The sequence below is a fragment of the Nocardia camponoti genome, assembly GCF_014646135.1.
Classification (GTDB): domain Bacteria; phylum Actinomycetota; class Actinomycetes; order Mycobacteriales; family Mycobacteriaceae; genus Nocardia; species Nocardia camponoti.
Map to the genome: position 1 here is coordinate 570,019 of NZ_BMMW01000003.1, position 25,778 is coordinate 595,796.

At 65.0% G+C, this 25,778-nt stretch carries 24 protein-coding genes and 1 pseudogene; 12 read left to right on the top strand and 13 right to left on the bottom strand.

All coding sequences use genetic code 11. The annotated features are described in order from the left end of the window. Positions 1–25: 25 nt before the first annotated feature. From IEX78_RS17525 to IEX78_RS17540, 4 genes are read left to right on the top strand one after another with little or no spacing between them, the layout of a single operon-like run. The gene (locus tag IEX78_RS17525) at positions 26–790 is read left to right on the top strand and encodes an enoyl-CoA hydratase family protein (RefSeq protein ID WP_188830051.1); all 765 of its coding nucleotides are present in this window, start codon (positions 26–28) and stop codon (positions 788–790) included. Positions 791–796: 6 nt separating this feature from the next. Next, on the top strand, positions 797–1,672 hold the full coding sequence (locus IEX78_RS17530; protein WP_188830052.1) for a CoA transferase subunit A: 876 nt from the start codon (positions 797–799) through the stop codon (positions 1,670–1,672). Beyond that, a complete protein-coding gene (locus IEX78_RS17535; protein ID WP_188830053.1) occupies positions 1,669–2,415 on the top strand; it encodes a CoA-transferase subunit beta in 747 nt (248 codons plus the stop codon). The genes IEX78_RS17530 and IEX78_RS17535 overlap by 4 nt, the downstream gene beginning before the upstream one ends. 58 nt (positions 2,416–2,473) lie before the next feature. Further along, entirely contained in the window at positions 2,474–3,547 is a 1,074-nt protein-coding gene (locus IEX78_RS17540; RefSeq protein ID WP_188830054.1) for an NAD(P)H-dependent flavin oxidoreductase, read from the top strand. Positions 3,548–3,780: 233 nt separating this feature from the next. On the opposite strand, the gene IEX78_RS17545 is transcribed toward IEX78_RS17540, so the two are convergent. From IEX78_RS17545 to IEX78_RS17560, 4 genes are all read right to left on the bottom strand, one after another. Beyond that, positions 3,781–4,962 carry an acetyl-CoA C-acetyltransferase gene (locus IEX78_RS17545; RefSeq protein WP_188830055.1) on the bottom strand — a complete coding sequence of 394 codons (1,182 nt, stop codon included), beginning with the start codon at positions 4,960–4,962 and terminating at the stop codon, positions 3,781–3,783. 12 nt (positions 4,963–4,974) lie between these two features. Next, positions 4,975–5,580, bottom strand: coding sequence for a TetR/AcrR family transcriptional regulator (locus IEX78_RS17550; RefSeq protein WP_188830269.1), 606 nt, complete (start codon positions 5,578–5,580; stop codon positions 4,975–4,977). Further along, the gene (locus IEX78_RS17555) at positions 5,580–6,365 is read right to left on the bottom strand and encodes an SDR family oxidoreductase (protein WP_188830056.1); all 786 of its coding nucleotides are present in this window, start codon (positions 6,363–6,365) and stop codon (positions 5,580–5,582) included. Before IEX78_RS17555 ends, IEX78_RS17550 begins: the two co-directional genes overlap by 1 nt. Before the next feature lie 377 nt (positions 6,366–6,742). Next, complete coding sequence (locus tag IEX78_RS17560) at positions 6,743–7,933, bottom strand: acyl-CoA dehydrogenase family protein (RefSeq protein ID WP_188830057.1); 1,191 nt, start codon at positions 7,931–7,933, stop codon at positions 6,743–6,745. 47 nt (positions 7,934–7,980) lie between these two features. Between IEX78_RS17560 and IEX78_RS17565 the strand changes: the two genes are divergently transcribed. From IEX78_RS17565 to IEX78_RS17590, 6 genes and pseudogenes are all read left to right on the top strand, one after another. Then, positions 7,981–9,699 carry an AMP-binding protein gene (locus IEX78_RS17565; RefSeq protein WP_188830058.1) on the top strand — a complete coding sequence of 573 codons (1,719 nt, stop codon included), beginning with the start codon at positions 7,981–7,983 and terminating at the stop codon, positions 9,697–9,699. Positions 9,700–9,755: 56 nt separating this feature from the next. Beyond that, positions 9,756–10,559: pseudogene (locus tag IEX78_RS17570) on the top strand (enoyl-CoA hydratase); the annotation flags it as partial. Positions 10,560–10,760: 201 nt separating this feature from the next. After that, the gene (locus IEX78_RS17575; RefSeq protein ID WP_188830059.1) at positions 10,761–11,897 is read left to right on the top strand and encodes an acyl-CoA dehydrogenase family protein; all 1,137 of its coding nucleotides are present in this window, start codon (positions 10,761–10,763) and stop codon (positions 11,895–11,897) included. Between the two features lie 31 nt (positions 11,898–11,928). Next, positions 11,929–13,098 carry an acyl-CoA dehydrogenase family protein gene (locus IEX78_RS17580; RefSeq protein WP_188830060.1) on the top strand — a complete coding sequence of 390 codons (1,170 nt, stop codon included), beginning with the start codon at positions 11,929–11,931 and terminating at the stop codon, positions 13,096–13,098. Positions 13,099–13,555: 457 nt separating this feature from the next. Then, on the top strand, positions 13,556–14,599 hold the full coding sequence (locus IEX78_RS17585) for an acyl-CoA dehydrogenase family protein (RefSeq protein WP_188830061.1): 1,044 nt from the start codon (positions 13,556–13,558) through the stop codon (positions 14,597–14,599). Between the two features lie 106 nt (positions 14,600–14,705). Beyond that, positions 14,706–15,563 carry a PDDEXK-like endonuclease domain-containing protein gene (locus IEX78_RS17590; protein WP_188830062.1) on the top strand — a complete coding sequence of 286 codons (858 nt, stop codon included), beginning with the start codon at positions 14,706–14,708 and terminating at the stop codon, positions 15,561–15,563. Between the two features lie 70 nt (positions 15,564–15,633). Here the strand turns inward: IEX78_RS17590 and hsaB are convergent, their stop codons facing one another. From hsaB to hsaA, 4 genes are read right to left on the bottom strand one after another with little or no spacing between them, the layout of a single operon-like run. Next, a complete protein-coding gene (gene hsaB / locus IEX78_RS17595) occupies positions 15,634–16,185 on the bottom strand; it encodes a 3-hydroxy-9,10-secoandrosta-1,3,5(10)-triene-9,17-dione monooxygenase reductase subunit (RefSeq protein ID WP_308426556.1) in 552 nt (183 codons plus the stop codon). Next, positions 16,182–17,087: an iron-dependent extradiol dioxygenase HsaC gene (gene hsaC / locus IEX78_RS17600; RefSeq protein ID WP_308426563.1), complete on the bottom strand. Its 906-nt coding sequence runs from the start codon at positions 17,085–17,087 to the stop codon at positions 16,182–16,184. Before hsaC ends, hsaB begins: the two co-directional genes overlap by 4 nt. After that, the gene (hsaD, locus tag IEX78_RS17605) at positions 17,084–17,947 is read right to left on the bottom strand and encodes a 4,5:9,10-diseco-3-hydroxy-5,9,17-trioxoandrosta-1(10),2-diene-4-oate hydrolase (protein WP_188830064.1); all 864 of its coding nucleotides are present in this window, start codon (positions 17,945–17,947) and stop codon (positions 17,084–17,086) included. Before hsaD ends, hsaC begins: the two co-directional genes overlap by 4 nt. 3 nt (positions 17,948–17,950) lie before the next feature. Beyond that, positions 17,951–19,114 (bottom strand): 3-hydroxy-9,10-secoandrosta-1,3,5(10)-triene-9,17-dione monooxygenase oxygenase subunit, encoded by a 1,164-nt coding sequence (hsaA, locus tag IEX78_RS17610; RefSeq protein ID WP_188830065.1) that lies wholly within the window; start codon positions 19,112–19,114, stop codon positions 17,951–17,953. 158 nt (positions 19,115–19,272) lie between these two features. Between hsaA and IEX78_RS17615 the strand changes: the two genes are divergently transcribed. Both IEX78_RS17615 and IEX78_RS17620 read left to right on the top strand, forming a co-directional pair. After that, positions 19,273–20,421 (top strand): 3-ketosteroid-9-alpha-monooxygenase, oxygenase component, encoded by a 1,149-nt coding sequence (locus IEX78_RS17615; protein WP_188830066.1) that lies wholly within the window; start codon positions 19,273–19,275, stop codon positions 20,419–20,421. 2 nt (positions 20,422–20,423) lie between these two features. Further along, a complete protein-coding gene (locus IEX78_RS17620) occupies positions 20,424–20,735 on the top strand; it encodes a hypothetical protein (RefSeq protein ID WP_188830067.1) in 312 nt (103 codons plus the stop codon). A 60-nt stretch (positions 20,736–20,795) separates the two neighbouring features. On the opposite strand, the gene IEX78_RS17625 is transcribed toward IEX78_RS17620, so the two are convergent. From IEX78_RS17625 to IEX78_RS17645, 5 genes are all read right to left on the bottom strand, one after another. Then, positions 20,796–21,722, bottom strand: a complete 927-nt coding sequence (locus IEX78_RS17625) for an AraC family transcriptional regulator (protein WP_188830068.1) — start codon at positions 21,720–21,722, stop codon at positions 20,796–20,798. A 52-nt stretch (positions 21,723–21,774) separates the two neighbouring features. Next, positions 21,775–22,701 (bottom strand): NADP-dependent oxidoreductase, encoded by a 927-nt coding sequence (locus tag IEX78_RS17630; RefSeq protein WP_188830069.1) that lies wholly within the window; start codon positions 22,699–22,701, stop codon positions 21,775–21,777. A gap of 242 nt (positions 22,702–22,943) precedes the next feature. Further along, a complete protein-coding gene (gene dmpG, locus IEX78_RS17635; RefSeq protein WP_188830070.1) occupies positions 22,944–23,966 on the bottom strand; it encodes a 4-hydroxy-2-oxovalerate aldolase in 1,023 nt (340 codons plus the stop codon). Between the two features lie 11 nt (positions 23,967–23,977). Next, positions 23,978–24,880 carry an acetaldehyde dehydrogenase (acetylating) gene (locus IEX78_RS17640; RefSeq protein WP_188830271.1) on the bottom strand — a complete coding sequence of 301 codons (903 nt, stop codon included), beginning with the start codon at positions 24,878–24,880 and terminating at the stop codon, positions 23,978–23,980. A gap of 7 nt (positions 24,881–24,887) precedes the next feature. Further along, on the bottom strand, positions 24,888–25,673 hold the full coding sequence (locus IEX78_RS17645) for a 2-keto-4-pentenoate hydratase (protein ID WP_188830071.1): 786 nt from the start codon (positions 25,671–25,673) through the stop codon (positions 24,888–24,890). Positions 25,674–25,778: the final 105 nt, after the last annotated feature.

Below are 25,778 nucleotides of genomic sequence, written 5' to 3' on the forward strand. Positions count from 1 at the left end.
TGCTTTGTCTTGAGATGGGACATCGATGGGGATAAATCGGCACACCGAAACGACTGGCGTCGAAGTCGTCACAGTCGACTACCCGCCGGTCAACGCACTGCCATCCGACGGATGGTTCGCGCTGGCCGACGCGGTGCGGGCGGCTGGCCGCGAACCTTCCACCCGGGTGGTCGTGTTGCGGGCAGAAGGGCGCGGGTTCAACGCGGGCGTCGACATCAAGGAGATGAACGCCGACAGCGGCCACACCGCGCTCATTCGCGCCAACCACGGCTGCTTCGACGCGTTCGCCGCCGTCTATGACTGCGAAGTTCCGGTGATCGCGGCGGTTAACGGGTTCTGCCTCGGCGGCGGCATCGGACTGGTCGGCAACGCGGACGTCATCGTCGCTTCCGACGACGCCACGTTCGGACTGCCCGAAGTCGAACGCGGAGCACTAGGTGCCGCAACGCATTTGGCGCGACTGGTCCCCCAGCACCTGATGCGGACGATGTTCTACACCGCGGGCAAGCTCACGGCACAGCAGCTGCACCATTTCGGGTCGGTGTACAAGGTGGTGCCGCGCGCCGAACTCGACGCTGCCGCAATGGAAGTCGCCAAAAACATCGCCGACAAGGACCCCCGCGTGATTCGGGCGGCCAAGCGCGCGCTGAACGGGATCGACGTCCAAGACGTGCACCGCTCCTACCGGTACGAACAGGGCTTCACGATGGAACTCAACCTCGCTGGCGTGGCCGACGAGATCCGCGCCCGCTTCGACGACGACATCGCCGCGCAGAAGAAGGAGAGCTGAATTTCCATGCGCGACAAGACGATGACGCTCGACGAGGTGGTCGGCGAGCTGCGTAGCGGCATGACGATCGGCATCGGCGGCTGGGGTTCGCGGCGTAAGCCGATGGCGCTGGTGCGCGCGCTGTTGCGGTCGGATGTTACCGACCTGACTGTTGTCACCTATGGCGGCCCTGACCTGGGGCTGCTGTGCTCGGCGGGCAAGGTGCGCAAGGCGTACTACGGGTTCGTTTCGCTCGATTCCGCGCCGTTTTATGACCCGTGGTTCGCCCAAGCGCGCACGTCGGGGCAGCTCGTTGTGCGCGAGATGGACGAGGGCATGGTGAAGTGCGGACTGCAAGCGGCGGCCGCGCGACTGCCGTTTTTGCCGATTCGCGCAGGGCTCGGGTCGTCGGTCGTCGACTTTTGGGAAGGCGAGCTGAAGACGGTCGATTCGCCGTATCCGACCGATGGCCAGACCGAGACGTTGATCGCGATGCCCGCGTTGCAGCTGGACGCGGCGTTGGTTCACCTTGACCTCGCCGATCGCCACGGGAATGCCGCCTACACCGGGGTCGACCCGTACTTCGATGATCTGTATTGCCTTGCGGCAGAGCGCCGTTACGTGTCGGTTGATCGGGTTGTCGACACCGAAGAACTTGTGAAAACCGTTCCGCGCCAAGCGCTTTTGCTCAACCGCATGATGATCGACGGGGTCGTCGAAGCACCCGGCGGCGCGCACTTCACTTTCGCTGGTGAATACGGCCGCGACGAGCGGTTCCAGAAGCACTATGTGGCCGCGGCGCAGTCGGCTGAGTCGTGGACCGAGTTCAAGGCTCGCTACCTGGATGTTTCCGAGTCGGAGTACCAGGCCGCTGTTGCGGCGTTCGCTGAGGAGTCGCGATGAGTCCCACCCGTGCTGAGGTTTGCGTCGTCGCCGCCGCCGAGATTTTTCGGGGGGCGGGCGAGATTATGGCAAGCCCGATGTCGACTGTCACCACGATCGGGGCGCGGTTGGCTCGGCTGACTTTCGAGCCTGACCTGCTGCTTTCCGACGGTGAAGCGTTGTTCTTCGCCGATGTCCCCGCGATTGGGTCGGGTGCGCCGATCGAGGGATGGATTCCGTTTTCGAAGGTGTTCGACGTTGTCGCTTCTGGTCGTCGGCACGTCGTAATGGGTGCGAACCAGCTCGACCGATTCGGCAACCAGAACCTGTCGGCGTTCGGTCCGTTGCAGCATCCGAAGCGCCAGATGTTCGGCGTGCGCGGTGCGCCGGGCAACACGATTAACCACGCGACCAGCTACTTCGTGCCTAACCACAGCCCGCGCGTCTTTTGCGACACCGTCGATGTGGTTTCTGGGATTGGCTACGACAAGGTCGACGCGACCAACCCCGCTTACCGGTTCCACCACCTGCATCGGGTTGTTTCGAACCTTGGTGTGTTCGACTTCGGTGGTCCGGAATCGACGATGCGGGCGCTGTCGCTGCATCCGGGGGTTTCGGCGGACGAGGTCGCTGAGCAGACGTCGTTTGAGGTCGCCGGGTTGACCGAGGCGGGCGAGACGCGGTTGCCCACCGACGAGGAACTACGCCTGATTCGGGACGTGCTTGACCCCAAGGGTTTTCGTGACAAGGAAGTGCGGGCATGAATCTCCGTGACGGCGCTCAGTGCGTTTCTATGCGGGTCCAGTGCGGGGAGGTTGCGGCATGAGGTTGCGTACTCCGCTCACCGAGCTGATCGGGATCGAGCACCCCGTTGTGCAGACCGGGATGGGGTGGGTCGCTGGCCCGCGCCTGGTCGCGGCTACCGCGAACGCGGGTGGCCTCGGGATTCTCGCGTCGGCGACGATGACCTACGACGAGCTTGTCGCTGCCGTCGCCAAGACGAAGTCGCTCACGTCGCGGCCCTTCGGCGTGAACATTCGCGCTGACGCCACCGACGCGTTGGAGCGCATTGAGCTACTGATTTCCGAGCAGGTTGCCGTCGCTTCCTTCGCGCTCGCGCCGAAGAAGGAACTGATCGCGCGGCTGAAAGACGCTGGCGTTGTTGTCATTCCGTCGATTGGCGCGGCGAAGCACGCGGTGAAGGTCGCGTCGTGGGGCGCGGACGCGGTCATCGTGCAGGGTGGCGAAGGCGGCGGTCACACGGGGCCGGTCGCGACGACACTGTTGCTGCCTTCGGTTTTGGACGCGGTAGACATTCCCGTTGTTGCGGCAGGCGGGTTCTTCGATGGGCGCGGTCTTGCGGCGGCGCTGTCGTATGGGGCGGCTGGCGTCGCGATGGGCACGCGGTTCCTGTTGACGCAGGAGAGCACGGTGCCGGACGCGGTGAAGGCGGAATACCTGGCGCGCGGTCTGGGCGACACGGTCGTTTCCGCGAAGGTCGACGGGGTGCCACACCGGATGCTGAACACGGATTTGGTTGAGCGACTTGAACATTCGGGCGGCTGGCGCGGACTGTCCGCCGCGGTTGGCAACGCGGCGAAGTTCAAGTCAATGACTGGGATGAAGTGGTCGGCGCTTGTTCGCGACGGATTGGCGATGCGGCGAGGCAAGGATCTGACGTGGTCGCAGGTGGTGATGGCCGCGAACTCGGCGATGCTGACGAAGGCGGCGTTGGTTGAGGGCAGGACCGATGCGGGCATTTTGCCTGCGGGCCAGGTCACGGGCATTATCTCGGATTTGCCGACGGTGGCGGACTTGATCGCCGAGATCGTGAGCGACGCTGCGTCGCGCATCGCGTCGGTGAACAGTTTGGTTGTTGAGCCTGCGACGTCTTAGGCGCTCGTCAAGAAGGCCTGGCCCGCGTGGACCAGGCCTTCTTTCGTGTTCCGCCTAGGTAGCAACCAGCCTGTTGCAATAGCCATGGCATAAACGTGCAGATTCGCGCGAAAGGCCGCAATTTCCCCCGAAAGTCCGTGAACGTGCACGTTTATGCCACTTCGTTCTGCGAACCCGGCGGCGGCACTCTCGCTGGTCGCCCCACTTGGCGACCAGCGAGCTGGCGGTGGCTCCTACTCCGTGTCCAACCGCTCGATGATCGTCACGTTGGCCGTGCCTCCACCCTCGCAAATCGTCAACAACCCGTAGCGGCCGTTGACGCGCTCCAACTCGTGCAGCAACGTCGCGAACAGCTTCGCGCCCGTCGCACCAAGTGGGTGGCCCAACGCGATCGCGCCACCGTTGACGTTCACCTTTTCCGGGTCAGCGCCAATCTCCTTGATCCACGCCAACACCACCGGGGCGAACGCCTCGTTGATCTCGATCACGTCAATGTCGTTGATGCTCAACCCAGCTCGCTCAAGCGCGTACTGCGTTGCTGGGATCGGGGCGCTCAACATGAAGATTGGGTCGGCGCCGCGCGCGCTCACGTGGACGATGCGGGCACGGGGGGTGAGGCCGTATTCCTGAACAGCCCAGTCGGAGGCGAGCAACGTGGCCGACGCACCGTCGGAAATCTGGCTCGCAACTGCCGCGGTAAGCGGCGAACCCTCGCTCAACGGCTGCAACGTCGCCATTTTCGCCAGGCTCGTTTCGCGCGGACCTTGGTCGACGGTGAAGTCGCCAACTGGCACGATCTCCGCTTCGAACCGACCGTCGGCGATCGCCGCACGCGCACGTTTGTGGCTGCGCAGCGCCCATTCCTCCATGTCAGTGCGGGTAATCCCCCACTTTTCCGCGATCAGTTCCGCGCCCCGAAACTGCGAAACCTCGCCCGTCCCGTAGCGCGCGTCCCACCCTTCAGCGCCGACGAACGGCGAGTCGAACCCGTACTCGCGCCCTGCCAACATCGCCGCCGAAATCGGGATCGCGCTCATGTTCTGCACGCCAGCGGCAACGATCACTTCGGCCGTGCCGCTCATAATCGCTTGTGCGCCAAAGTTAATCGCCTGCTGGCTCGACCCGCACTGCCGGTCGACCGTCACGCCCGGCACTTCCTCCGGGTAGCCCGCCGTCAGCCACATGGTGCGGCCGATGTTGCCCGCCTGCGGGCCGATGTTGTCGACACAGCCGACGATCACATCGTCGACAACGGCCGGGTCAATCCCGGTCCGGTCGACGAGGCCGCGCAACGCGGCAGCGCCCAGGTCAGCGGGGTGAACGGCGGCGAGCGCGCCGCCACGTTTACCGACGGCGGTGCGCACCGCGTCGATCACGTAAGCCTCGCGGGCCGGGGTGTAGGGGCGGCTGGTCATGAGAACTCCTAGCTAGCTCACGGTTAAACCGTCGAGCACGATCGTGAGGTATTGCTGTGCAAGGTTTTTCACGGTGATGGGGCCGCCCGGCGTGTACCAGCGGACCGCGACCCACACCGTGTCGCGCAAGAACCGGAAGGCCAGTTCCACGTCGAGTTCGGGTCGGAAACTGCCATCGGCGACGCCTGCGGCGAGCACGCGATGCCACAGCTCGCGGAACTCAGTGTTGAAGTCGCCGATGTAGGCGAAGCGGGGGACGTCGCGCAGGTTTTTTGCTTCGGCCTGGTAGATCGCGACGGCCGCGTGATGAGCGTCGATCGCCTCGTATGACGCAATCACCAAGGCTTCCAACGTGTCTCGCGAACTCAGGCCAGCCGCCGCGATCTCGCGGTAGCGACCGAAGAGTTCGTCGAGGAACCCGCGCAGGATCTCGTCGACCATCGACTCTTTCGAATCGAAGTGGTGGTAGAGGCTGCCCGAAAGGATGCCTGCCGAGTCGGCGATGTCGCGCACGGTGGTGGCGCGGAGGCCACGTTCGGCGAACAGGTCGGCGGCGAGGTCGAGCAGCTCGGCGCGGCGGTTGCGTTTGGCGGTGTCGGGTGCGGTCACGCCCGTCATCATGCGCGTTGACTACTGACCGACACCACTTCGCCGGTCAAGTAGGTGGTGTAGTCACTAGCGAGCATGGCGATTGTCGCGGCGATCTCCCAAGGTTCGGCGGCGCGACCGAATGCTTCACGCTCGCTGAGGGCGTCGAGGAGTTCGGTTGAGCTGACCTTGTCGAGGAAGGGGTGTCGCGCGATGCTCGGGGCGACGGCGTTGATCCGCACCCCGAGTTCGGCGGCTTCGACGGCACTGCATCGGGTGAGCGCCATAACCCCGGCTTTCGCCGCCGCGTAGTGAGCCTGACCTTGCTGCGCGCGCCAGCCGAGGACGCTCGCGTTATTCACGATCACCCCGCCGTGCCCCGCGCCGCGGAAGTAATTCAGGGCCGCGCGGGTGCAGCGGAAGGTGCCGTTGAGGGTGATGTCGAGGACGGTGTCCCACTGCTCGTCGGTCATGTCGACGACGGGCGTTTCGCCGCCGAGCCCGGCGTTGTTGACGAGGATGTCGATGCGACCGGACGCCTCGATCAGGTTGTTGACCTGCGCGGTGTCGCGGACATCGCAGACGACGGCACCGATTTCGCGCTCGGGAAATTCTTTGGCGAGCAGCTCGGCGGTTTCGGTGAGCCGACGCTCATGCCAGTCGGAGACGACGACGTCGGCCCCTTCTTCAAGGAGCCTGCGCGCGGTCGCCGACCCAATGCCGGTGCCCGCGGCAGCAGTGACGACGGCACGGCGCCCAACGAGCAGGTTGTGCCCGGGCGTTGGGGTGGGAGGGACGGATAGCGGTGAGCTCATAACTACTCCTGACCGGGACAAATGTGATGGGCGGTGCGCGCGTAGGCGGCGCTGCCGACGTGGGTAGAGGTGATGTCAGCTCGGGCTTGGTGACTGGCCGCAGGCGTACGGGCGGCACTGCCGACGTTGGCGGGAGCGATACCAACTCGGGCTCGCTGTCCGGGCGCTGACGCGCGGACGCCGACATGGGCAGAGGTGATGCCAGGTCGGACTCGGCGACCGGTGACAGGCGCATAGGCCGCGCTGCCGACGTTGGCGTGGGTCGCTCGGGCTTGGCGACTGGTCGCAGGCGTACGGGCGGCGTTGCCGACGTTGACGGGAGCGATACCAATTCGGGCTCGGCGGGACGGTCGCAGGCGCATAGGTGGCACCGCTGTTCACGGGCGCGCCTCGCGTGGGAGGCCGAGCACGCGTTCGGCAATGATGTTGCGCTGCACCTCGTTTGAGCCGCCGTAGATCGTGTCGGCGCGGGTGAAGAGGTAGAGGCGTTGCCATGCGGTGAGGTCGTCGGGGTCGGTGACCAAACCCAGCGCGCCCTGCACCGCCATCGCTAGCTCGCCCAAATCGCGATGCCAGTTGGCCCACAACAGTTTTGACACCGATGCGCCACCCGCGTCGGTGCTCGCCTCGCTCATCGTGCGCAGCGCGTGCGCGCGCAGAACGCGCAAGCCGACCCACGCGTTGTCGATTCGGTCGACGATCAGCGGGTCGTCGAGTGCGCCGGTTCGACGGGCGAGCGCTTCGATGTCGGCGAGTTCGCGGGCGAAGCGGATCTGCTGACCGAGCGTCGAGATGCCGCGTTCGAAAGTGAGCGTGCCCATCGCGATGCGCCAACCGTCGCCGGGTGCGCCGACGACCAGGTCAGCGTCGGTCACCGCATCGGTGAAGAAGACCTCGTTGAATTCTGAAGTGCCCGTTAGCTGTTCGATTGGCCGGACCTCGATGCCCGGCTGATTCATCGGAACAAGCAGGTAGGAAAGGCCGTGGTGGCGCGTCGACCCGCGCTCGGTGCGGGCGATGACGAAGCACCAGTCGGCGACGTGCGCTAGCGACGTCCAGATCTTCTGCCCGTTGATCACCCAGCGGTCGCCGTCGAGGCGGGCGGAGGTGCTGACGGCGGCGAGGTCGGAACCAGCGCCCGGTTCGGAGTAGCCCTGGCACCAGAGTTCGTCGACCGAGCGCACGCCCGGCAGGAAACGCTCCTTTTGTGCGTCGGTGCCGAACGCTAAGACCGTCGGGCCGAGCAGTTCCTCACCAACGTGCGAAACACGCGCAGGCGCATCAGCTTTCGCGTATTCCTCGTGGAAAATCACCTGCTGCGCGACGGTCGCGTCACGGCCACCGTGTTCAGTCGGCCACCCGAGGCACGTCCAGCCGGATGCGGCGAGATGCCGGTCCCACGCGAGGCGTTCCTCGAAGAACTCGTGTTCGCGGCCGGGGCCGCCGGTGCCGCGCAAGGTCGCGAACTGGCCGGATTCGAGGTTCTCGGCAAGCCAGTCGCGAATTTCTGCCCGAAACGCCGCGTCGTTGGTCGCGGTATCGGAATCTGAGGTCTGGATCACGCCCACGTCGATAGAGTAACCTACCAAGCACTTGCTTTGTTAGGAGAACGTCAGTGTCACCTTCCGCACACACAACTCCACAGGCCTTGCGCGCCATCGCCGCAGCTCACCCCGCTGATCTCGCCATCATCGACGGCCCCGCCCGCCTCACTTGGACTGAACTACTCGATGAAGTGCGCGTCGCGGCACGGGCGTTGATCGCGATTGGGGTCGAGCGGGGCGACCGCGTCGCGATGTGGGCGCCGAACACCTACCACTGGGTGGTCGCCGCGCTGGGCGCGCAGTCGGTCGGGGCGGCTTTGGTGCCGTTGAACACGCGGTATGTGGTCAGCGAGGCCGTTGATGTGCTTGAGCGAGTTGACGCCAGGGCGATCTTCGCGGCAGGCCCGTTCCTTGGCCGCGACCGCGCGACAGAGCTGGTCGATGCGGGCGTCGCGGGCACGGTAATCGCCGTCCCGGTTGAAGATTCAACCTCGCCTTCCCTAGCGACCGGCTCGACTACTGCCGTGCCCGTCGACCCAGAATTCGCTGCCCAAGGTGGGGACACGAATCCAGACGATTCCTCGGCAGCGGATTCGCCGCATGCTGCCAGTCTCGACGCGGCGAACGTGCAACCTGGGTCGGCTACCGCGGATTCGGACGCGGAAGTCGGCAGTCCGGTGGCAAGCCTCTCCTGGGCGCAGTTCCTCGCGGGCGCGGCCGGGGTCAGTGACAGCGACGGAGAACTGCGGGCCGGCGAAGTTCAGCCCGACGACATCGCCGACATCCTCTTCACCTCCGGCACCACCGGGCGCAGCAAAGGCACGCTTGTCGCGCATCGGCAGGCGCTCGACGTGGTGCGCGGGTGGGTCGAGTGCACCACCGTGCGCGCGGGCGACCGCTACCTCGTGATCAGCCCCTTCTTCCACAACTTTGGGTACAAGGCGGGGATGCTCGCGTGCGTGCTCACCGGCGCGACGATGATTCCGCAGGCGAGCTTCGATGTACCAAAGGCGTTGTCGCTCATCGAAACTGAAGGCGTCACGGTATTGCCGGGGCCGCCGACCATTTACCAAACGCTGCTCGACGCACCGTCGCGGTCCGAGCGCGACCTGAGTTCGCTGCGCGTCGCGGTCACCGGGGCGGCGATGGTGCCGGTGGTCCTGATTGAACGGATGCGCGCCGAGCTCGCTTTCGACGTTGTTGTCACCGGATACGGCCTTTCGGAGGCGTCCGGGTTTGGCACGATGTGCCGCGCCGACGACGATGCCGCAACGATCGCGGGCACGTGCGGTCGCCCGATTGCGGGCTTTGAGCTGCGACTTTCCGACGCGGGCGAGGTGCTGCTTCGCGGTCCGAACGTGATGCTCGGCTACCTCGACGACCCCGCCGCCACGGCCGAGGCCATCGACGCCGACGGCTGGCTGCACACCGGCGACATCGGCGTACTCGACGAACGCGGCTACCTCCGCATCACCGACCGGCTCAAAGACATGTACATCACCGGCGGGTTCAACGTGTACCCGGCGGAGATCGAGCAGACGCTCGCGCGCCTCGACGGGATCGCGGAGTCCGCGGTGGTCGGGGTGCCCGACGAGCGCATGGGCGAGGTCGGCAAAGCGTTCGTTGTGGTGCGGCCGGGCTCGCAGCTCGAACCGCGCGACGTAATCGCTTATGCGACACAGCATCTCGCGAACTTCAAGGTCCCCCGAATCGTGGAATTCCGCGACCAATTGCCCTACAGCGCGGCAGGCAAAGTGCTCAAGCGCGAGCTACGTGAGGAGAAGGCGTGAGCCTGTCAGAAGAGGTCGTCACCTACGCGGTGCGCGGGTCGGTCGCGGTGGTGACCATGAATCGGCCCGAATTCCGCAACGCGCAGAATTCGCAGATGACCTACGCGCTCGACGCCGCGTTCGTTCGCGCTGTCGAAGATCCCGAGGTCAAGGTCATCGTATTGGCCGGTGCCGGAAAGCATTTCAGCGCTGGCCACGACATCGGGACGCCAGGACGCGACCACGACGTTGTCTATGAAAACAAGGCCGCGCTGTGGTGGGACCACGTTGCGCGCGAAGGTGGCGACCAGCGGTTCGCGCGTGAGTCCGAGGTGTACCTCGGGATGTGTCGACGGTGGCGCGAGCTGCCTAAGCCGATGATCGCGATGGTGCAGGGCGCGTGCATCGCTGGCGGGCTGATGCTGGCGTGGGTGTGCGACCTGATCGTGTGCTCCGACGACGCCTTCTTCTCCGATCCTGTTGTGCGCATGGGGATTCCGGGCGTTGAGTACTTCGCGCACCCGTGGGTTATGGGCCCGCGCGCGGCGAAGGAATTCCTCTTCACCGGCGACCGCTTCGGCGCGACGCAGGCCAAGGAGTGGGGCATGGTGAACCGGGTTGTGCCGCGCGACGCGTTGTCAGACGAGGTGTTCGCGCTTGCCGAAAAGATCAGTGCCATGCCGCAATTCGGTCTGGCGCTCACGAAAAAGGCAGTGAACCAGGCCGAGGATCTGATGGGGATGCGCTCCGGAATGGACTCGGTTTTCGGCCTCCACCACTTCGCCCACGCGCACAACGCGGAAGTTGGCGCGGACTCTCTCGGTGGGATGAACGCGCGGACGATGCGCGGCGCGGCTGCGGGGACTGCCGCGCAGGGGGGCAAGGGTGCGACTGGCGCGGAGGCCGATAACGCGAGCGCCGCAGACCCTGGTTCGGGCGACCATGATGCGGTCACCCAGGCTGCCGAAGGTGCTGTCGGGCTCGGCGGCAACGGCGTTGGCGAGAGCGACGCCGTTGCGGCCAATCTGAGCGCCAGCAAGGCGGACTCTGCGGCAACGGAAACAACGAAGGCGGGCCGGTAGATGGATCTCGATATTGAGCCAAGCGCGCGGGCGTTTCAGCTCGAAGTGCGGGAGTTTCTGGCCGCGAACGTGCCACATCGACCGCTGCCGTCGATGGACACTGCCGCCGGCTTCGAAGCGCATCGGGAGTGGGAGGCGACGCTCGCCGACGCGCGATTGTCGGCGGTTTCGTGGCCGCGCGAGTTTGGTGGACGGGACGCGTCGATCCTTGAGTGGGTGCTCTTCGAAGAGGAGTATTACGCGGCTGGTGCGCCCGGTCGCGTCGCGCAGAACGGCATATTCCTGCTCGCCCCAACACTTTTCGAGCATGGGACACCGGAGCAACTCGCGCGGATTCTGCCGCGCATGGCTCGCGGCGACGACATTTGGGCGCAGGCGTGGTCGGAGCCTGAGGCGGGGTCGGATTTGGCGAGCTTGCGGTCGCGGGCTACGCGCGTCGACGGCGGCTGGGTGCTCAACGGGCAGAAGACGTGGAGTTCGCGAGCGTCGTTCGCGGACTGGGCATTTGGACTTTTTCGGTCTGATCCCGACGCGCAACGTCATCATGGGCTCACCTATGTGATGTTCCCGCTCACAGCCGAAGGCGTCACGGTGCGGCCGATCCCCCAACTCGACGGCGAACCCGGCTTCGCGGAGATCTTCCTCGACGACGTTTTCGTCCCTGATCAGGACGTGATCGGCGCGCCGAATGAGGGCTGGCGGGTCGCGATGGCTACGTCGAGCAACGAGCGCGGGCTTTCCCTGCGCAGTCCGGGGCGGTTCAGCGCGACGGCGCGGCGGATCGTCGACCTGTGGCGCGAGGAGCGTTCGGCCGAAGACACCGCCGCACGCAACGCGGTTGTCGACGCGTGGCTCGGCGCCGAGGCGTACCGGCTGCACACGTTCGGCACGGTGACGCGCCTCGCCGACGGCGGCCAACTTGGCGCGGAGTCGTCGATTACGAAGGTGTTCTGGTCCGACCTCGACATCGCGATGCACGAAACCGCGCTTGACCTGGTTGGTAGCGAGGAGCGCGGTCCGTGGACCGACGGTTACCTGTTCTCCCTCGCGGGCCCAATCTATGCGGGTACCAACGAGATTCAACGAAACATCATCGCCGAACGCATCCTTGGTTTGCCGAGGGAGTCGCGCAAATGAGGACCGCACGTACTACCCAAGGAGGGCCGCGATGAGGTTCGCGCTAAGTACCGAACAGGTCGATTTCGCGACCGAACTCCGCAAAATTCTCGACGCCGCGAAGGTGCCGGGCATCGCGCGTGCGTGGGCTGACGGCGACTTCGTCCCCGGTCGCGCGTTGTTGCGCAGCATCGCTGACATGGGCGTTTTCGGACTCATCGTCGACGAGGAACACGGCGGGGCGGGCGCAACGGCGGTGGATTTGGTTGTCGCGTTAGTCGAGCTTGGTCGGGCCGGGGTGCCGGGGCCGATCGTGGAATCGGCGGCAGCGATTCCCGCACTGCTGCAACACCTTTCGCCTGTCGACGAGGCTACGTTGTCGCGCATCGCGGATGGCTCGACATTAGCGACCATCGCTTTCGCGTACCCGAGCACCACTGCGGGCGTGCGCGATCAGACCGCGACGCCCACGCTCGCCGCGAACGGGCACGCGGGCGCGACGCCATCACTCGAACCAGGGCGTCCTGCGCAAACTAAACCCGCACTCGCGTTGGACAGCGGGGCCGCCGACCTGGTGCTGCACGCAACCCAGCGTGCGGTCGGCGTCGGGCTCACGACGCGCGCTGACAACGACGGCGACACCACCGGCGCAAGTCCCGGGAACGTCTCGCGCGCGATTGTTGGTGACGCCGTCACATCCGTCGATGCCACCCGCAAGCTGACACGGGTCGAACCAGGCGAGGTGCTGGCCGACGACGCGGACGCCATCGACTACTCCTTCGACGTCGGTGTCCTCGGGTGTGCCGCACAACTGCTCGGTGCCGGGCGGGCGATGCTTGATCAGTCCGTCGCCTATGCCAAGGCGCGCAAGCAGTTTGGTCGTCCTATCGGCGAGTTCCAGGCCGTTAAGCAGCAGCTGGCCGACGCGCTCATCGGCCTCGACCTTGCCGAGCCACTGCTCTACCGAGCGGCACTCACCCTCGACACCGCCGATCGCGCACGTGACGTTTCGGCGGCCATCGTCGCGTGCGGCGACGCCGCCCACCGCGCAGCACGGACCGCACTCCAGGTGCACGGCGCGATCGGCTACACGGCGGAATGCGACCTGTCGCTCTGGTTGACCAAAACCACCGCACTCCGCACCGCATGGGGCACGCCTGATTTCCACCGCGCCCGCATCGCAACGGCCCTCCGCAATACCCCACCCGACCGCCCCGCCTGATCACCGTTGCCACCCACCAACAGCCGCGATCCTCTCTTGAGCCGGTACGCCAGCCCAAGCAATCCACACGACGCCGCGCATCGGGCTCTCCGTCCAACGCCCGATGTGTCGATCGCACAGATGCCTCAGCAGGCTTGTGCACCAGCACATCGGGCACCGCGGCAGTCTTGTGCACCAGCGCATCGGGCTCTCCGGCCAACGCCCGATGTGTCGATCGCACAGATGCCTCAGCAGTCTTGTGCACCAGCACATCGGGCACCGCGGCAGTCTTGTGCACCAGCACATCGGGCTCTCCGGCCAACGCTCGACGTGCTGATCGCACAGCTGCCTCAGCCGTGTTGTCCGCAAGCACATCGGGCACCGCAGCAGTCGGCGTCCCGGATAACACCCTGAACCGGCACGGGGCATCGCGCACCCCGGACCGCCCACCGCCCCCCTTCTCCCCAAGGATCCGTACATGTCCGCTGACGAACTCGACGAGTTTCGCGACTCCCTTCGCGCCCTGCTCACCAAGCACGCCGGGTCTGCCGCGCTTCGCGAGTCGATGACAACTGAGCTTGGGTACGACCCGAAACTCTGGACCATGCTGTGCGAGCAGATTGGGGTTGCTGGGCTCGCGGTCCCGGAAAAGTGGGGTGGAGCTGGGGCTACGCTCACCGAAGCCCTGCTCGTTGTCGGCGAGCTCGGGCGCGTGCTGTCGGGGGTGCCGATGCTCGGGTCGGCGGTGCTCGCCACCCAAGCCCTGCAACTTTCGGGCGACGACGACGCCTGCGAACGCCTACTCCCCGACCTCGCCTCCGGCGAACGCACCGCTGCGCTGTGTTGGGCGGGCGCGAAGGGCTGGGACGAAACCCCGATTCGGGTAGACAACGAATTACTCACCGGCACAGCGCATTACGTTCTGCACGGCACACAAGCTGACGTACTCCTAGCGCTCACCAACGACGGCCTCTACGAGGTCGATCCCGAAGCGCCAGGCGTCACCCGAACTCCCACCCCCGCACTCGACCCCACCCGCCAACTGGCCACAATCACGTTCACCGACACCCCGGCCCGCCGCATCGCGACAGCCGACCTGACCGGCTTGCGCCAACGTCTGCGCGAAATCGCATGGACCGCGCTCGCGGCGGAACAGGTCGCCGCCGCCCGCTACTGCCTGGACCAGACCGTCGAATACACATCGACCCGCGTGCAATTCGGGCGCCCAATCGGGGGCTTCCAGGCGTTGAAACACCGCATGGCCGACATGTACGTGTTGGTCGAGTCGGCAGATTCGGCAGCCCAACTGGCAACGAATTCACTTGCGAGCGAAGCGGATTCGTCGACAGAGGACGCATGGGTGGCCCGCAAGCACTGCACTGCGGCCTTCGAAGCGGTAGCAGCGGAAATGATCCAGTTGCACGGCGGAATAGCAATCACGTGGGAACACGACGCCCACCTGTACTTCAAGCGCGCCCACGCAACATCGCACCTTTTCGGCCAGTCCCCCCGCCCAACCTAGGTATTGGCGCAGGGTCAACACGCTTTGGTGGCGAAAGTTACTCGCACGATGCCGCCACCAGAGCGTGCTCACCGATTTGTCGTACCCGAGGGGCACTATCGACCGCATGGGGGACAAACAAACTGAGCCGTTTATTGGGTCGTGGGCCGTCGAAGCCGGGGTTATGACGCGATGGGAGCTGCGAAAGAACTTCGCACGCGTCGCGCCCAATACTTACGTGCCGCGCGGACACCAGATGGACGCCATCGACCGCGCGAAGGCCGCCGTGCACTGGACTAAGGGACAGGGTGTACTTATCGGTCGTTCGGCCGCGGCGCTACACGGAACCAAGTGGATCGCCGACGACACAAGAGCCGAGATCGCGGTGAGAACCTTCCGGCGAACACCAGAGTGGATCTCGGCTACTCAACACCGGATACCTTCCGCCGACCGCTGTTTCGTCGGCGATTACCCAGTGACAACGCCGATTCGTACCGCGTTCGACCTGTCATGCCGATTGCCAGAGCATGAAGCCGTCCCGGTGCTCGACGCCCTGTGCCGCGCGACCGCGCTCACGCCTGGCGCGGTCATTGACTTCTGCGACCAGCATCCGGGCGAGCGCGGTTGCGCAATAGCCAGGACCACGTTGGCACACGTAGACCCTGGTGCCGAGTCACCGCCAGAGTCGTTGACTCGACTTTGCATCGTGAACAGTGGGCTTCCCGCGCCGGAGACGCAGATCGTCATCCGCGACCAATTCGGCGCGTTCATCGCTCGCATCGATATGGGCTGGCGCGAGGCAAGAGTCGGCGTCGAATACGACGGAGCCCAGCACTGGACCGACCCAGCTCAGCGCACGAAAGACATCGATCGCATCGCACTACTGGAAGCGCAGGGCTGGCGGATCATCCGGGTGAGCGCGAACTTGCTGTACGCGCGCCCACATGTGTTCCTAGACCGGATACATCAGGCCCTAAATCGGTGAGCACGCTCTGGTGGCGGCATCGTGCGAGTAACTTTCGCCACCAGAGCGTGTTGATCTTGATCCGCGAGGACTACAACCACGTATCCAACGTCGTATTCGTCAGGAAACTGTCCAAATCAGACCTCCACGGGGCCGGCGTCGACTTATCCGGCGCCACTCCCGTGTACTGGCCACGGTAAAACAGCAGCGGACGACCGTCGCCCGCCTCGCTCATGGCCTGCACGCGGCCGATCACGATGTAGTGGTCGCCGCCGTCGACTACCGAGTCCACCGTGCACTCGATCGTCGCCAACGAACCTTCCAACACCGGCACACCGCCAGGCGAACTATGCCAAGCGAGACCGGCGAACTTGTCTTCCGCGCGCGAGCCAAACGTCGCGCACGTCGACTGTTGTTCTTCCGCAAGCACATTCACGCAGAAGCGGCCCGCAGCTTCGATCGCCGCCCATGACCGCGAGCCCTTCGTCGGGCAGAACAGCACGAGCGGCGGGTCAAGCGACAGCGCCGCGAACGACTGACACGCGAACCCAATGGGCTCGCCCGCGGGGTCGACCGTGGTGATCACGGTGATGCCTGTGCAGAACTGCCCGAGGACGTTGCGAAACTCGCGGCCGTCGATCATTGCTTGAATCCGACCGTGAAGTCGTGACCCCACAGACTCACCGCGGTCGATTCGCGCGCGATCCAATCGTCGTCGTCGACTTCTAGTCCCTCGCAACCGAATTCGATGTCGAAGCCGCCCGGCGTCTTCATGTAGAACGACAGCATCTTGTCGTTGATGTGGCGACCAAGCGTCGCCGACATGCGCACCTTCTTGCGGTTCGCGCGGTCCAGGCAGAGGCCGACGTCGTCGGAATTCTCCACCTCAACCATCAGGTGCACGATGCCAGTGGGGTTCGGCAGTGGCAGGAACGCGAGCGCGTGGTGGCGCGGGTTGCAGCCGTAGAAGCGCAGCCAGGCCGGGTCGCCGTCGGCGGGTCGGCCGACCATCTGCGGTGGCAGTCGCATGGAGTCGCGCAGTCGGAAGCCGAGGATGTCCTGGTAAAACGCCTGTGCCGCAGCATCATCGGTGCACGTGAGCACCACGTGACCGAGGCCCTGTTCGGCGGTCACGAACTTGTGGCCGTACGGGCTGACGAATCGGCGGCCAAGGTACTGCGCGCCATAGAACGCCTCAAGCGTGTTGCCTGACGGGTCATCGAAGCGGATCATCCCCTCGACGCGCCGCTCCCCCAGCTCTTCCTTCGTCCCTTCGACGAACGCGACGCCAGCCTTGTCGAGCGTCTCGCGCAGCTGCTGCAGCCCGCGCGCGTCGGTGGCCTCCCAGCCCGAAACAAGCAGCCGGTCCGTATCGCCAGGAACGATGACCAGGCGCGCGGCGAAGTCGTCCATTCGCAGGTAGAGCGCATCGGGGTTGGGCCCGCTGCCCTCCATCATGCCGAGTACTTTGAGGCCGTACTCGCGCCAAGCGGCCATGTCGGTCGCCTGAATGCGCATATAGCCAAGGGCGCGGATGCTCATCAGCCCTCCCCGAGGAAATCGATGGTGAGCCGGTTGAATTCGTCGAATTTCTCCAGCTGCGCCCAGTGCCCACATCCGCCGAACACGTGCAGTTGCACGCGCGGGATAAGTTTCGTCGCGAGTAGCGCGCCGTCGAGCGGGTTGACGCGATCCTCGCGGCCCCAAATCAACAGCACCGGCTGACGCAACTTGTACGCGTCGCGCCAGAGCATGCCCTTTTCGAAGTCGGCGCTGGCGAACGACTTGCCCATCGCTTTCATCGCACCAAGCGACTCGGGGGTGTTCGCGAGCGCGAACCGCTCATCGATCAGCTCGTCGGTGATGAGGCTCTGGTCGAAAACCATGATGCGCAAGAACTTTTCGATGTTGTCGCGCGTTGGTTCGTAGGTGAAGCGCGAAAGCAGCTTCACACCCTCAGTGGGGTCGGGGGCGAACAGGTTCGTGCTCAACCCGCCGGGGCCCATCAATACGAGCTTGCCCGCGCGACCGGGATAGTCGAGCGCGAACCGCACCGCGGTGCCGCCACCAAGCGAATTACCAAGCAGCGCAACGCGTTCGTCGATATTGAGGTGGTCGAGCAGCGCGAGCAAAGCGGTGGAACTGTGCACGAAGTACTGCGGGTGATCGACCGGCTTGTCGGACTTGCCGTACCCCGGCTGATCAGGCGCGATCACGTGATAATGCTGGGCGAGCACTTCGATATTGCGCGCGAAATTCGACCACGCAGAAGCGCCGGGACCGCCACCATGCAGCAGCACGATCGTCGGGCCGGTGCCCGCCTCGTGATAGTGCAGCCGCAGATCATCGGTGACTTGGGCGAACCGCGACGTGGATTCGTAAGTGATTTCAGCGGTTTGGGTCATCGGCTACACCATCGCGTCGGTGATCGGCAGGCCGAACTCGTGCGTCCCGTACATCACGTACGCGCGCTCGGGATCGTTGGCCGCATGCACGCGACCGGCGTGCGCGTCGCGCCAAAAGCGTTGCAGCGGTGTGCCGTTCGCGAGCGCGGTGGCTCCGGAGGATTCGAAGAGCTTGTCGATCGAGGAAATCACGCGGCCGGTGGCGCGCACCTGATCGCGGCGAGCACGAACGCGCAGGTCAAACGGCACTTCCTCACCCGCGAGCAGGTGTGCGTACTCCTCGGCGACGTTGCCGGAAAGCTGACGCCACGCGGCGTCGATATCGCTGGCAGCCTCGGCGACGCGCACCTTCGCGAACGGGTCGTCCTTCGCGTTTTCGCCAGCGAACGCCGCGCGCACCCGCTTGCCCTGATGCTCGACGTGCGCCGCGTACGCGCCGTAGCCCATGCCGACGATGGGCGCCGAGATCGTGGTGGGATGGATTGTGCCCCAAGGCATCCGGTACACCGGGTCGGTGTTGTTCGCGAGGCCAGGCGCACGGCCTTCGCTCATCGCGCGGAAGCTCAAGAACCGGTGCGAAGGAACGAAAACGTCTTCGACGACAACAGTATTCGAGCCGGTGCCGCGCAGGCCGACAACGTCCCACACGTCCTTGATCTGGTACTCGCTGCGGGGAATGAGGAAGCTGCCGAAGTCGACCGGCTTGCCGTTCTTGATCACCGGACCGCCGACGACGACCCAGCTCGCGTGGTCCGAACCCGACGACCACGCCCACGATCCGCGCACCACGTACCCGCCGTCGACGGCCTGGCCCGCTCCCATCGGCGCGTACGACGAGGAGATGCGGACGTCGGTGTCTTCGCCCCAAACCTCTTCTTGCGCTTGCTGATCGAACAGCGCGAGGTGCCAGTTGTGGACGCCGATGATGCCAGCGACCCAGCCCGTCGACCCGCACGCGCTCGCGATCTTGCGAACGGTGTCGTAGAAAACAACGGGGTCGGCGGCGAGGCCGCCCCACTGCTTGGGCTGCAACAGCCGGAAGAATCCGGTCTCCTGCAGGGCCTTGACGGATTCTTCGGGGAGCTTGCGCAGGTCTTCGGCCTCTTGCGCGCGTTCGCGCAGGGTGGGGAGGAGGGCCTCGACCCGTTCGGTCACTTCTTGCGTCATTTGGGAGCCCGCTCCTGTTGTCAGCCGGTTCGTATCGTCTCTGAGATTAGAACAGGTTCTTGTTTCTGTCGAGAAGATCCGCACAAGTACAGCGCAAGACCGCTAGCGTGAAGCGAACACGTTTTGTAACGTGTTCTAGTGAAGAAGGAGGGTTCGGGATGACAGTCAACCCCAAGGTGAGGGAACTCGATGTCGGCACGGCACCGAAACGGTTCGCGCGCGGCTGGCACTGCGTTGGCTTGGCGAAGACATTTCGCGACGGCAAGCCGCACGCGGTCGAGATCTTCGGCACCAAGCTCGTCGTCTGGACCGACAGCAACGACGACATCCAGGTCCTCGACGCCTACTGCAGGCACATGGGTGGCGACCTGAGCATGGGCTCGGTCAAGGGCGACGACATCGCGTGCCCGTTCCACGATTGGCGCTGGGGCGCGTCGGGGAAATGCACGTCGATCCCCTACGCGCGCAGGGTGCCGCCGCTCGCGCGGACGCGGCGCTGGACGACGCTGGAACGCAACGGTCAGCTGTTCATTTGGCATGACCACGAAGGCAATCCGCCGGACGTGACCATCCCGGCCATCCCCGACGCCTACCCCGACGGGAATGTCCTTGCCGACGGTTGGACGCAGTGGACCTGGAATTCCATGCTGATCGAGGGCGCGAACTGCCGCGAGATCATCGACAACGTGGTCGACATGGCGCACTTCTTCTACATCCACTACGCGTTCCCGACGTACTTCAAGAATGTGTTCGAAGGCCATGTGGCCACGCAATTCTTGGAGACTAAGGGCAGGCCCGATATTGGCATGGCGGCGAAGTACGGCGGCGAGACTTTGTTGAAGTCCGAAGCGTCGTACTTTGGTCCGTCATACATGATCAACCCGCTGGTCAACAGCTACGGCGGTTACGAGATCAAGGTGGTGCTGATCAACTGCCACTACCCGGTCACCCAGGATTCCTTCGTGCTGCAGTACGGGCTAATCGTGGAGAAGCCCAAGGGAATTGACGACGCGACCGCGCAGAAGCTCGCCGAATCGATGGCGGAATTCTTTGGCGACGGGTTCATGCAGGACGTCGAGATTTGGAAGAACAAGTCCAAGGTCGACAACCCGCTGCTGTGTGAGGAGGACGGCCCGGTCTACCAGCTGCGCCGCTGGTACGAGCAGTTCTACGTCAACGCCGCCGACGTCACCGAAAAGATGACGCAACGCTTCGAATTCGAAGTCGACACAACCAAAGCCAACCAGGCATGGGAGGCCGAGGTCGCCGAGAATCTGCGGCGTAAGGCCGAAGCCGAGGTCGGGTAGTCATGGCATGGGCCAAGGCGCCGGATTTCGCCGATCAGCCCGAGCGGCGTGCGGCGGTGGAGGCCCAGACCAGCGACGATCGGCGACATTACCTGGACGAAGGTCTGACGCCACTGCGGTGTCAGACCTGTTCAGCGCAGGTTTTGGTGCGTAAAGCGAGCGAGCATCAGACGTCGATTCAGTGGACGGACCGCCCGGCCGATGTGTGCCCGGTTTTCGCGCGACTGGGCGCTCCGGGCCGTCCCGATTCGTGCCCGTCGTTGGAGAAGACGATCGCGTGGGCGGTCGACGAGGGTGTGCTTACGCAGGACTGATCAAGATCAACACGCTCTGGTGGCGAAAGCTACTCGCACGTTGCCGCCATCACAGCGTGCTCAGGCGACAGCTAAGCGGCGGTACTGGCCTGGCGGGAGACCGTACTCGCGTTTGAACGCCTTCCCGAAGGCGAATTCCGAGCTGTAACCCGTCATTGTCGCGATGGTCGGGATCGGGAGGGTTTCCTCGCGCAGGTGTTTCGCCGCCGTCGTCAACCGCCAGCGGGTCAGGTACGACAGCGGCGGCTCGCCAACCATCGTCGTGAACTTGCGGGCGAAGGCGGCGCGCGACAGACCGACATGGTCAGCGAGAGATTGCACCGTCCACGCCGCGGCCGGGTCGGTGTGCATGATCGCCAACGCCGGAGCAACCGACGGATCGCGCAACGCCGCCGCCCACCCGACGGCTTCCGTACGCGGTTGTAGCTCGACCCAGGCGCGCAGGATGTAGAGCAGTAGCGCGTCAATGAGCCCGCTGACGATCGCCCGCGACCCGATGCCCGGGTTTTCCACCTCGGCCGTGAGCAGCCCGATTGCCGCGGTGAGCTGCGGGTTTCGTGCGGCGTCGGCCGGGAGGTGGATGAACTCGGGCAGTTGGCGGAGGATCGGGTGCGGGCGGACATGGTCGAGTTGGTAGTTGCCGCACAGCAGGCTGGTTCGCTCGCCATCGCCGCCCAGCTGACACGAACCGACGGGCGGCAGATTCGTGAACTGATCCTCGCGTGGGACTTCTGGTTGGGTCGACGGGTGGTCGGCGAGGACGTGGCCGGAGCTATCGCGAAGGAAGATCACGTCACCGGTGGTGAGCGGAACCGGCTGGGAGGAGTCGCGGGTCGGATAGATCCAGCAATTGCCTTGCAGCACAACGTGAAACCCGCAGCCAACACCATCAGGCAACTTGAGCGCCCACTGCGCGCGGCCGTCGGTGCGCACGGATTTGGGTGCGCCGGTTCGCATGGAAGCGACCGCTTCACTAAGCACATCCACGTCTAACTCCGATCCGATCCGCCGATCGTTGCCACGTGAGCACGATCCTCCCTCACGCCACGGTCAACACCACCTTGCCCGTCGTCCTTCCCGTCGCAACCAGCTCGTGGGCGGCGGCCACTTTTTCCAGCGGGAACGTCGCGGCGACCTCGACCCGAAGTGCGCCCGACTCCAACAACGCCGCGACCTCCGGCAAGCCAGGGGCGTCCGCGTCCACCGACGTGCCAACGAATCGCCTGCCGGCGGAAGTCACCAAGTCAGCCAATTCCGCATCGCGGTGCTGCGTGATGGTCACCAGCGCGCCGCCGGGGTTCAAGACCGTCAGCGAGCGAGCTCCGTCGTCGACCGAGTCGACAACCACGTCGATCTTGTCGACAACCTCAGTGAAATCGACTGTGCGGTAATCGATTACCTCATCAGCCCCAAGCGACCGCACGAAATCGTGCTTCTCCGCCGACGCAAGCGCGATCACATACGCACCCCGCGCCTTCGCGATCTGCACCGCCAAATGGCCAACGCCACCGGCCGCGCGGTGGATGAGCACCCGGTCGCCTTCCTTGACGCCCGCACCCTCAACCAATCCTTGCCAGGCGGTCAGCGCGACCAACGGCACCGCCGCCGCCTCTACCTGCGACAACGCGGTCGGCTTCAGCGCGAAATGCGAAGCGGGCGCGGCGACGTATTCGGCGTAACCGTTACCTGCTGCGGGGAAGCGCGGCATGCCGAATACCTCGTCACCGATCGCGAAGTCGACGCCTTCGCCGACCTCAACGACAGTTCCCGCGATATCCCAGCCGAGCGTGAACGAAGGCTCGCCAAGGAGAGGGAAAGCGCCCGATCGCACCGCGACGTCAACGGGGTTCACCCCACTCGCGGCCACCCGAACGACAACTTCGCCGGGACCAGCCGTCGGCCGCTCAACCTCAACGACCTCAAGTACCTCGGGTCCACCGAAAACCTGCTGAACGATCGCGCGCATCGCCTTGTCCTCCTGCGTCTTTGGTCAGCTCATGTGCTGACACCAATAACGTTAGAGGCCGGAACCAAGACGATGAATGGCCTGAAGTCTCCCCTTTTTGTCCAGGCGTCTCGCGCTGCGAATCGACACAGTTGGAGCCACTCAATTCGTCACGTGACCCCGCACAAAACAAGATCACCAGGCTCTGAGGGATTTTCCTTCTCGACGTTTGTTTACCTGAGAGCCTGGTGATCTTGATCGAACTAGCGCTCCCGCTGCAATTCCAGCGCGATATCGATCAGCTGGTCCTCCTGACCGCCGACCAGCTTCCGCTTGCCCGCGCGAACCAGCATTTCCGCCGCGCTCACGCCATATCGCTCGGCCTGACGCTCAGCATGCTTCAAAAAGCTCGAGTACACACCCGCGTAGCCCATCATCAGCGCCTGACGGTCAAGCAAGCACTCCTGCGGCATGATCGGGCGCACCACATCCTCGGCCGCATCCGCGATCGCGAAGAAGTCGATGCCGGTCTTCACGCCCAACTTGTCGCAAACGCCAACGAAGGCTTCGACCGGGGTGTTGCCCGCGCCCGCACCGAATCGCCTTGCGCTGCCGTCGATTTGGGTCGCGCCAGCGCGCACCGCGTATACCGAGTTCGCGACGGCGAGGTCAAGATTCTCGTGGCCGTGGAAGCCGACCTGGGCGTCATCGCCCAGTTCCGCGACCAGCGCGGCAACGCGATCCGACACCTGCTCAAGCACAAGGGCGCCCGCCGAGTCGACGATGTACACGCACTGGCAGCCCGCATCGGCCATGATCCGCGCCTGCTTCGCCAGGAACTCCGGCGGCTGCGTGTGCGACATCATCAGGAAGCCAACGGTCTCTAACCCCAGGTCACGGGCGTAACCGAAGTGCTGGATCGACACGTCCGCCTCGGTGCAGTGCGTCGCGATCCGACAGATCGACGCCCCGTTGCCCTGCGCGATCTTGATGTCTTCCTTCACCCCGACACCGGGAAGCATGAGGAAGGCGATCTTCGCGTCGCGCGCCGTTTCGGCGGCGATCTTGATGAGGTCCTGCTCAGGGGTCCGCGAGAAACCGTAGTTGAACGACGAGCCGCCGAGGCCGTCGCCGTGGGTCACCTCGATGACCGGCACGCCAGCACCGTCGAGCGCGGCGACGACGTCGCGCACCTCTTCGGCGGTGAATTGGTGCCGCTTGTGATGCGAGCCGTCGCGCAGCGACGTGTCGGTGATGCGGATGTCAAGGGAATCGGAATAGACCATCGGAAAGCTCCTCACACCGAAAGAATCTGGGCGGCAATGACTTCGCCGACGCGCGTGGCCGCCGCGGTCATGATGTCGAGGTTGCCCGCGTACGGCGGCAGGAAGTCGCCAGCGCCTTCGACCTCAACGAACACCGAAACCTTCGCCAGCCCGCCCGAGACGACCGACGGCTCGTCGAACTGCGGCTCGTTGAGCAGGCGATATCCGGGAACGTACTGCTGAATATCGGCGACCATGCGGTGGATCGACGCGCTGATCGCCGCCTGATCCGCGTCTTCGGGGATCGCGCAGAAGATGGTGTCGCGCATGATCATTGGCGGTTCGGCCGGGTTCAGGATGATGATCGCCTTGCCACGCTCCGCGCCGCCGATGGTCTCGACACCGCGCGACGTGGTCTTGGTGAACTCGTCGATATTCGCACGGGTACCGGGCCCGGCGGACACCGACGACACCGACGCGACGATCTCCGCGTACGCGACCGGCACCACCCGCGACACGGCGGCGACGATCGGAATCGTTGCCTGGCCACCGCAAGTGATCATGTTGACGTTGGGCGCATCAAGCAGCGAGTCGAGGTTCACCGGCGGGACAACGGCAGGCCCGACGGCGGCGGGCGTGAGGTCGACCGCGCGAATCCCCGCCTCCGCATAGCGCGGAGCGGCGGCGCGATGCACATACGCCGACGTCGCTTCGAAGACCAGGTCCGGCTTCTCGGCTTGGGCGAGCAACCAGTCGACACCCTCAGCGGACGTCTCAAGCCCGAGCCCACGAGCCCGCTTGAGCCCCTCGCTATCGGGGTCGATGCCGATCATCCAGCGCGGCTCGATCGACTCCGACCGCAGCAGCTTGTACAGCAGGTCGGTACTGATGTTGCCGGATCCGACGATCGCGGCGGTGACGGGGCTATTCACGATGCACTCCTCATGCGAAAGACAAACGGACCGAACCGAGTCCGGTGAAGTCGGCGGTGAAGTCGTCGCCTGGGCGCGCGTCGATGGCGCGTGTGCACGACCCGGGCAGCACGATGTCGCCCGCCTTCAGCCGCACGCCAAAGCTCGCGACCTTGCGCGCCAACCATGCGACCGCGATCAGCGGATCGCCGAGCACCGCGTCGCTGCGACCTTCCGCAACGACCTCGCCGTTGCGGGTAAGGACGGCGTCGATGGCGGTGATGTCGATGTCAGCGGGCGCGACGCGTTCGGTGCCGAGCACGAAGCCAGCCGACGACGCGTTGTCGGAAATGGTGTCGGCGAGACCGATTTTCCAGTCGGTGATGCGCGAATCGATGAGTTCGATCGCGGGCGCGTAGGCGACGGTGGCGGCGAGCACGTCTGCCTCGGCGCAGTCTTCGCCTGGAAGGTCTTCGCCCAGCACGAAACCCACTTCCACCTCGACGCGCGGCAACAGGTACCGCGACGTATCCACTGGCCGGTCCTGGAACACCTCCATGTCGGCGAGCAGGTGGCCGTAGTCGGGTTCATCGACGCCCATCATCTGCTGCATCGCCAGCGACGACAGCCCGACCTTGTGGCCAACGACTTTCGCGCCCGCGCGGAGTTTGCGCTGGATATTGAGTAGTTGGATCTCGTAGGCGTCGACCACGTCGATGGCGGGATGGCGATCGACCAGCGGCGACACGGCGACCCGGTCGGTTTCGGCGCGAGCCAATTCATCGGCGAGCTCGGAACGCAGCGCGTCAGAAAGCACGCGGACCTCCTAAGACAACAGGCGTGCCGGCCGGAGTCGGCCGAACACCAAAACTGTAACGGGTTGCCGGGCCAAATATCAGCCCTTCTTCCAGACAACATAGCG

What these genes read in the sequence shown, in the direction of transcription:
- IEX78_RS17525 (WP_188830051.1), top strand. Translation starts at nt 26, where the DNA reads ATGGGGATAAATCGGCACACCGAAACGACTGGCGTCGAAGTCGTCACA.
- IEX78_RS17530 (WP_188830052.1), top strand. Translation starts at nt 797, where the DNA reads ATGCGCGACAAGACGATGACGCTCGACGAGGTGGTCGGCGAGCTGCGT.
- IEX78_RS17535 (WP_188830053.1), top strand. Translation starts at nt 1,669, where the DNA reads ATGAGTCCCACCCGTGCTGAGGTTTGCGTCGTCGCCGCCGCCGAGATT.
- IEX78_RS17540 (WP_188830054.1), top strand. Translation starts at nt 2,474, where the DNA reads ATGAGGTTGCGTACTCCGCTCACCGAGCTGATCGGGATCGAGCACCCC.
- IEX78_RS17545 (WP_188830055.1), bottom strand. Translation starts at nt 4,962, where the DNA reads ATGACCAGCCGCCCCTACACCCCGGCCCGCGAGGCTTACGTGATCGAC.
- IEX78_RS17550 (WP_188830269.1), bottom strand. Translation starts at nt 5,580, where the DNA reads ATGACGGGCGTGACCGCACCCGACACCGCCAAACGCAACCGCCGCGCC.
- IEX78_RS17555 (WP_188830056.1), bottom strand. Translation starts at nt 6,365, where the DNA reads ATGAGCTCACCGCTATCCGTCCCTCCCACCCCAACGCCCGGGCACAAC.
- IEX78_RS17575 (WP_188830059.1), top strand. Translation starts at nt 10,761, where the DNA reads ATGGATCTCGATATTGAGCCAAGCGCGCGGGCGTTTCAGCTCGAAGTG.
- IEX78_RS17580 (WP_188830060.1), top strand. Translation starts at nt 11,929, where the DNA reads ATGAGGTTCGCGCTAAGTACCGAACAGGTCGATTTCGCGACCGAACTC.
- IEX78_RS17585 (WP_188830061.1), top strand. Translation starts at nt 13,556, where the DNA reads ATGTCCGCTGACGAACTCGACGAGTTTCGCGACTCCCTTCGCGCCCTG.
- IEX78_RS17590 (WP_188830062.1), top strand. Translation starts at nt 14,706, where the DNA reads ATGGGGGACAAACAAACTGAGCCGTTTATTGGGTCGTGGGCCGTCGAA.
- hsaB (WP_308426556.1), bottom strand. Translation starts at nt 16,185, where the DNA reads ATGATCGACGGCCGCGAGTTTCGCAACGTCCTCGGGCAGTTCTGCACA.
- hsaD (WP_188830064.1), bottom strand. Translation starts at nt 17,947, where the DNA reads ATGACCCAAACCGCTGAAATCACTTACGAATCCACGTCGCGGTTCGCC.
- hsaA (WP_188830065.1), bottom strand. Translation starts at nt 19,114, where the DNA reads ATGACGCAAGAAGTGACCGAACGGGTCGAGGCCCTCCTCCCCACCCTG.
- IEX78_RS17615 (WP_188830066.1), top strand. Translation starts at nt 19,273, where the DNA reads ATGACAGTCAACCCCAAGGTGAGGGAACTCGATGTCGGCACGGCACCG.
- IEX78_RS17620 (WP_188830067.1), top strand. Translation starts at nt 20,424, where the DNA reads ATGGCATGGGCCAAGGCGCCGGATTTCGCCGATCAGCCCGAGCGGCGT.
- IEX78_RS17630 (WP_188830069.1), bottom strand. Translation starts at nt 22,701, where the DNA reads ATGCGCGCGATCGTTCAGCAGGTTTTCGGTGGACCCGAGGTACTTGAG.
- dmpG (WP_188830070.1), bottom strand. Translation starts at nt 23,966, where the DNA reads ATGGTCTATTCCGATTCCCTTGACATCCGCATCACCGACACGTCGCTG.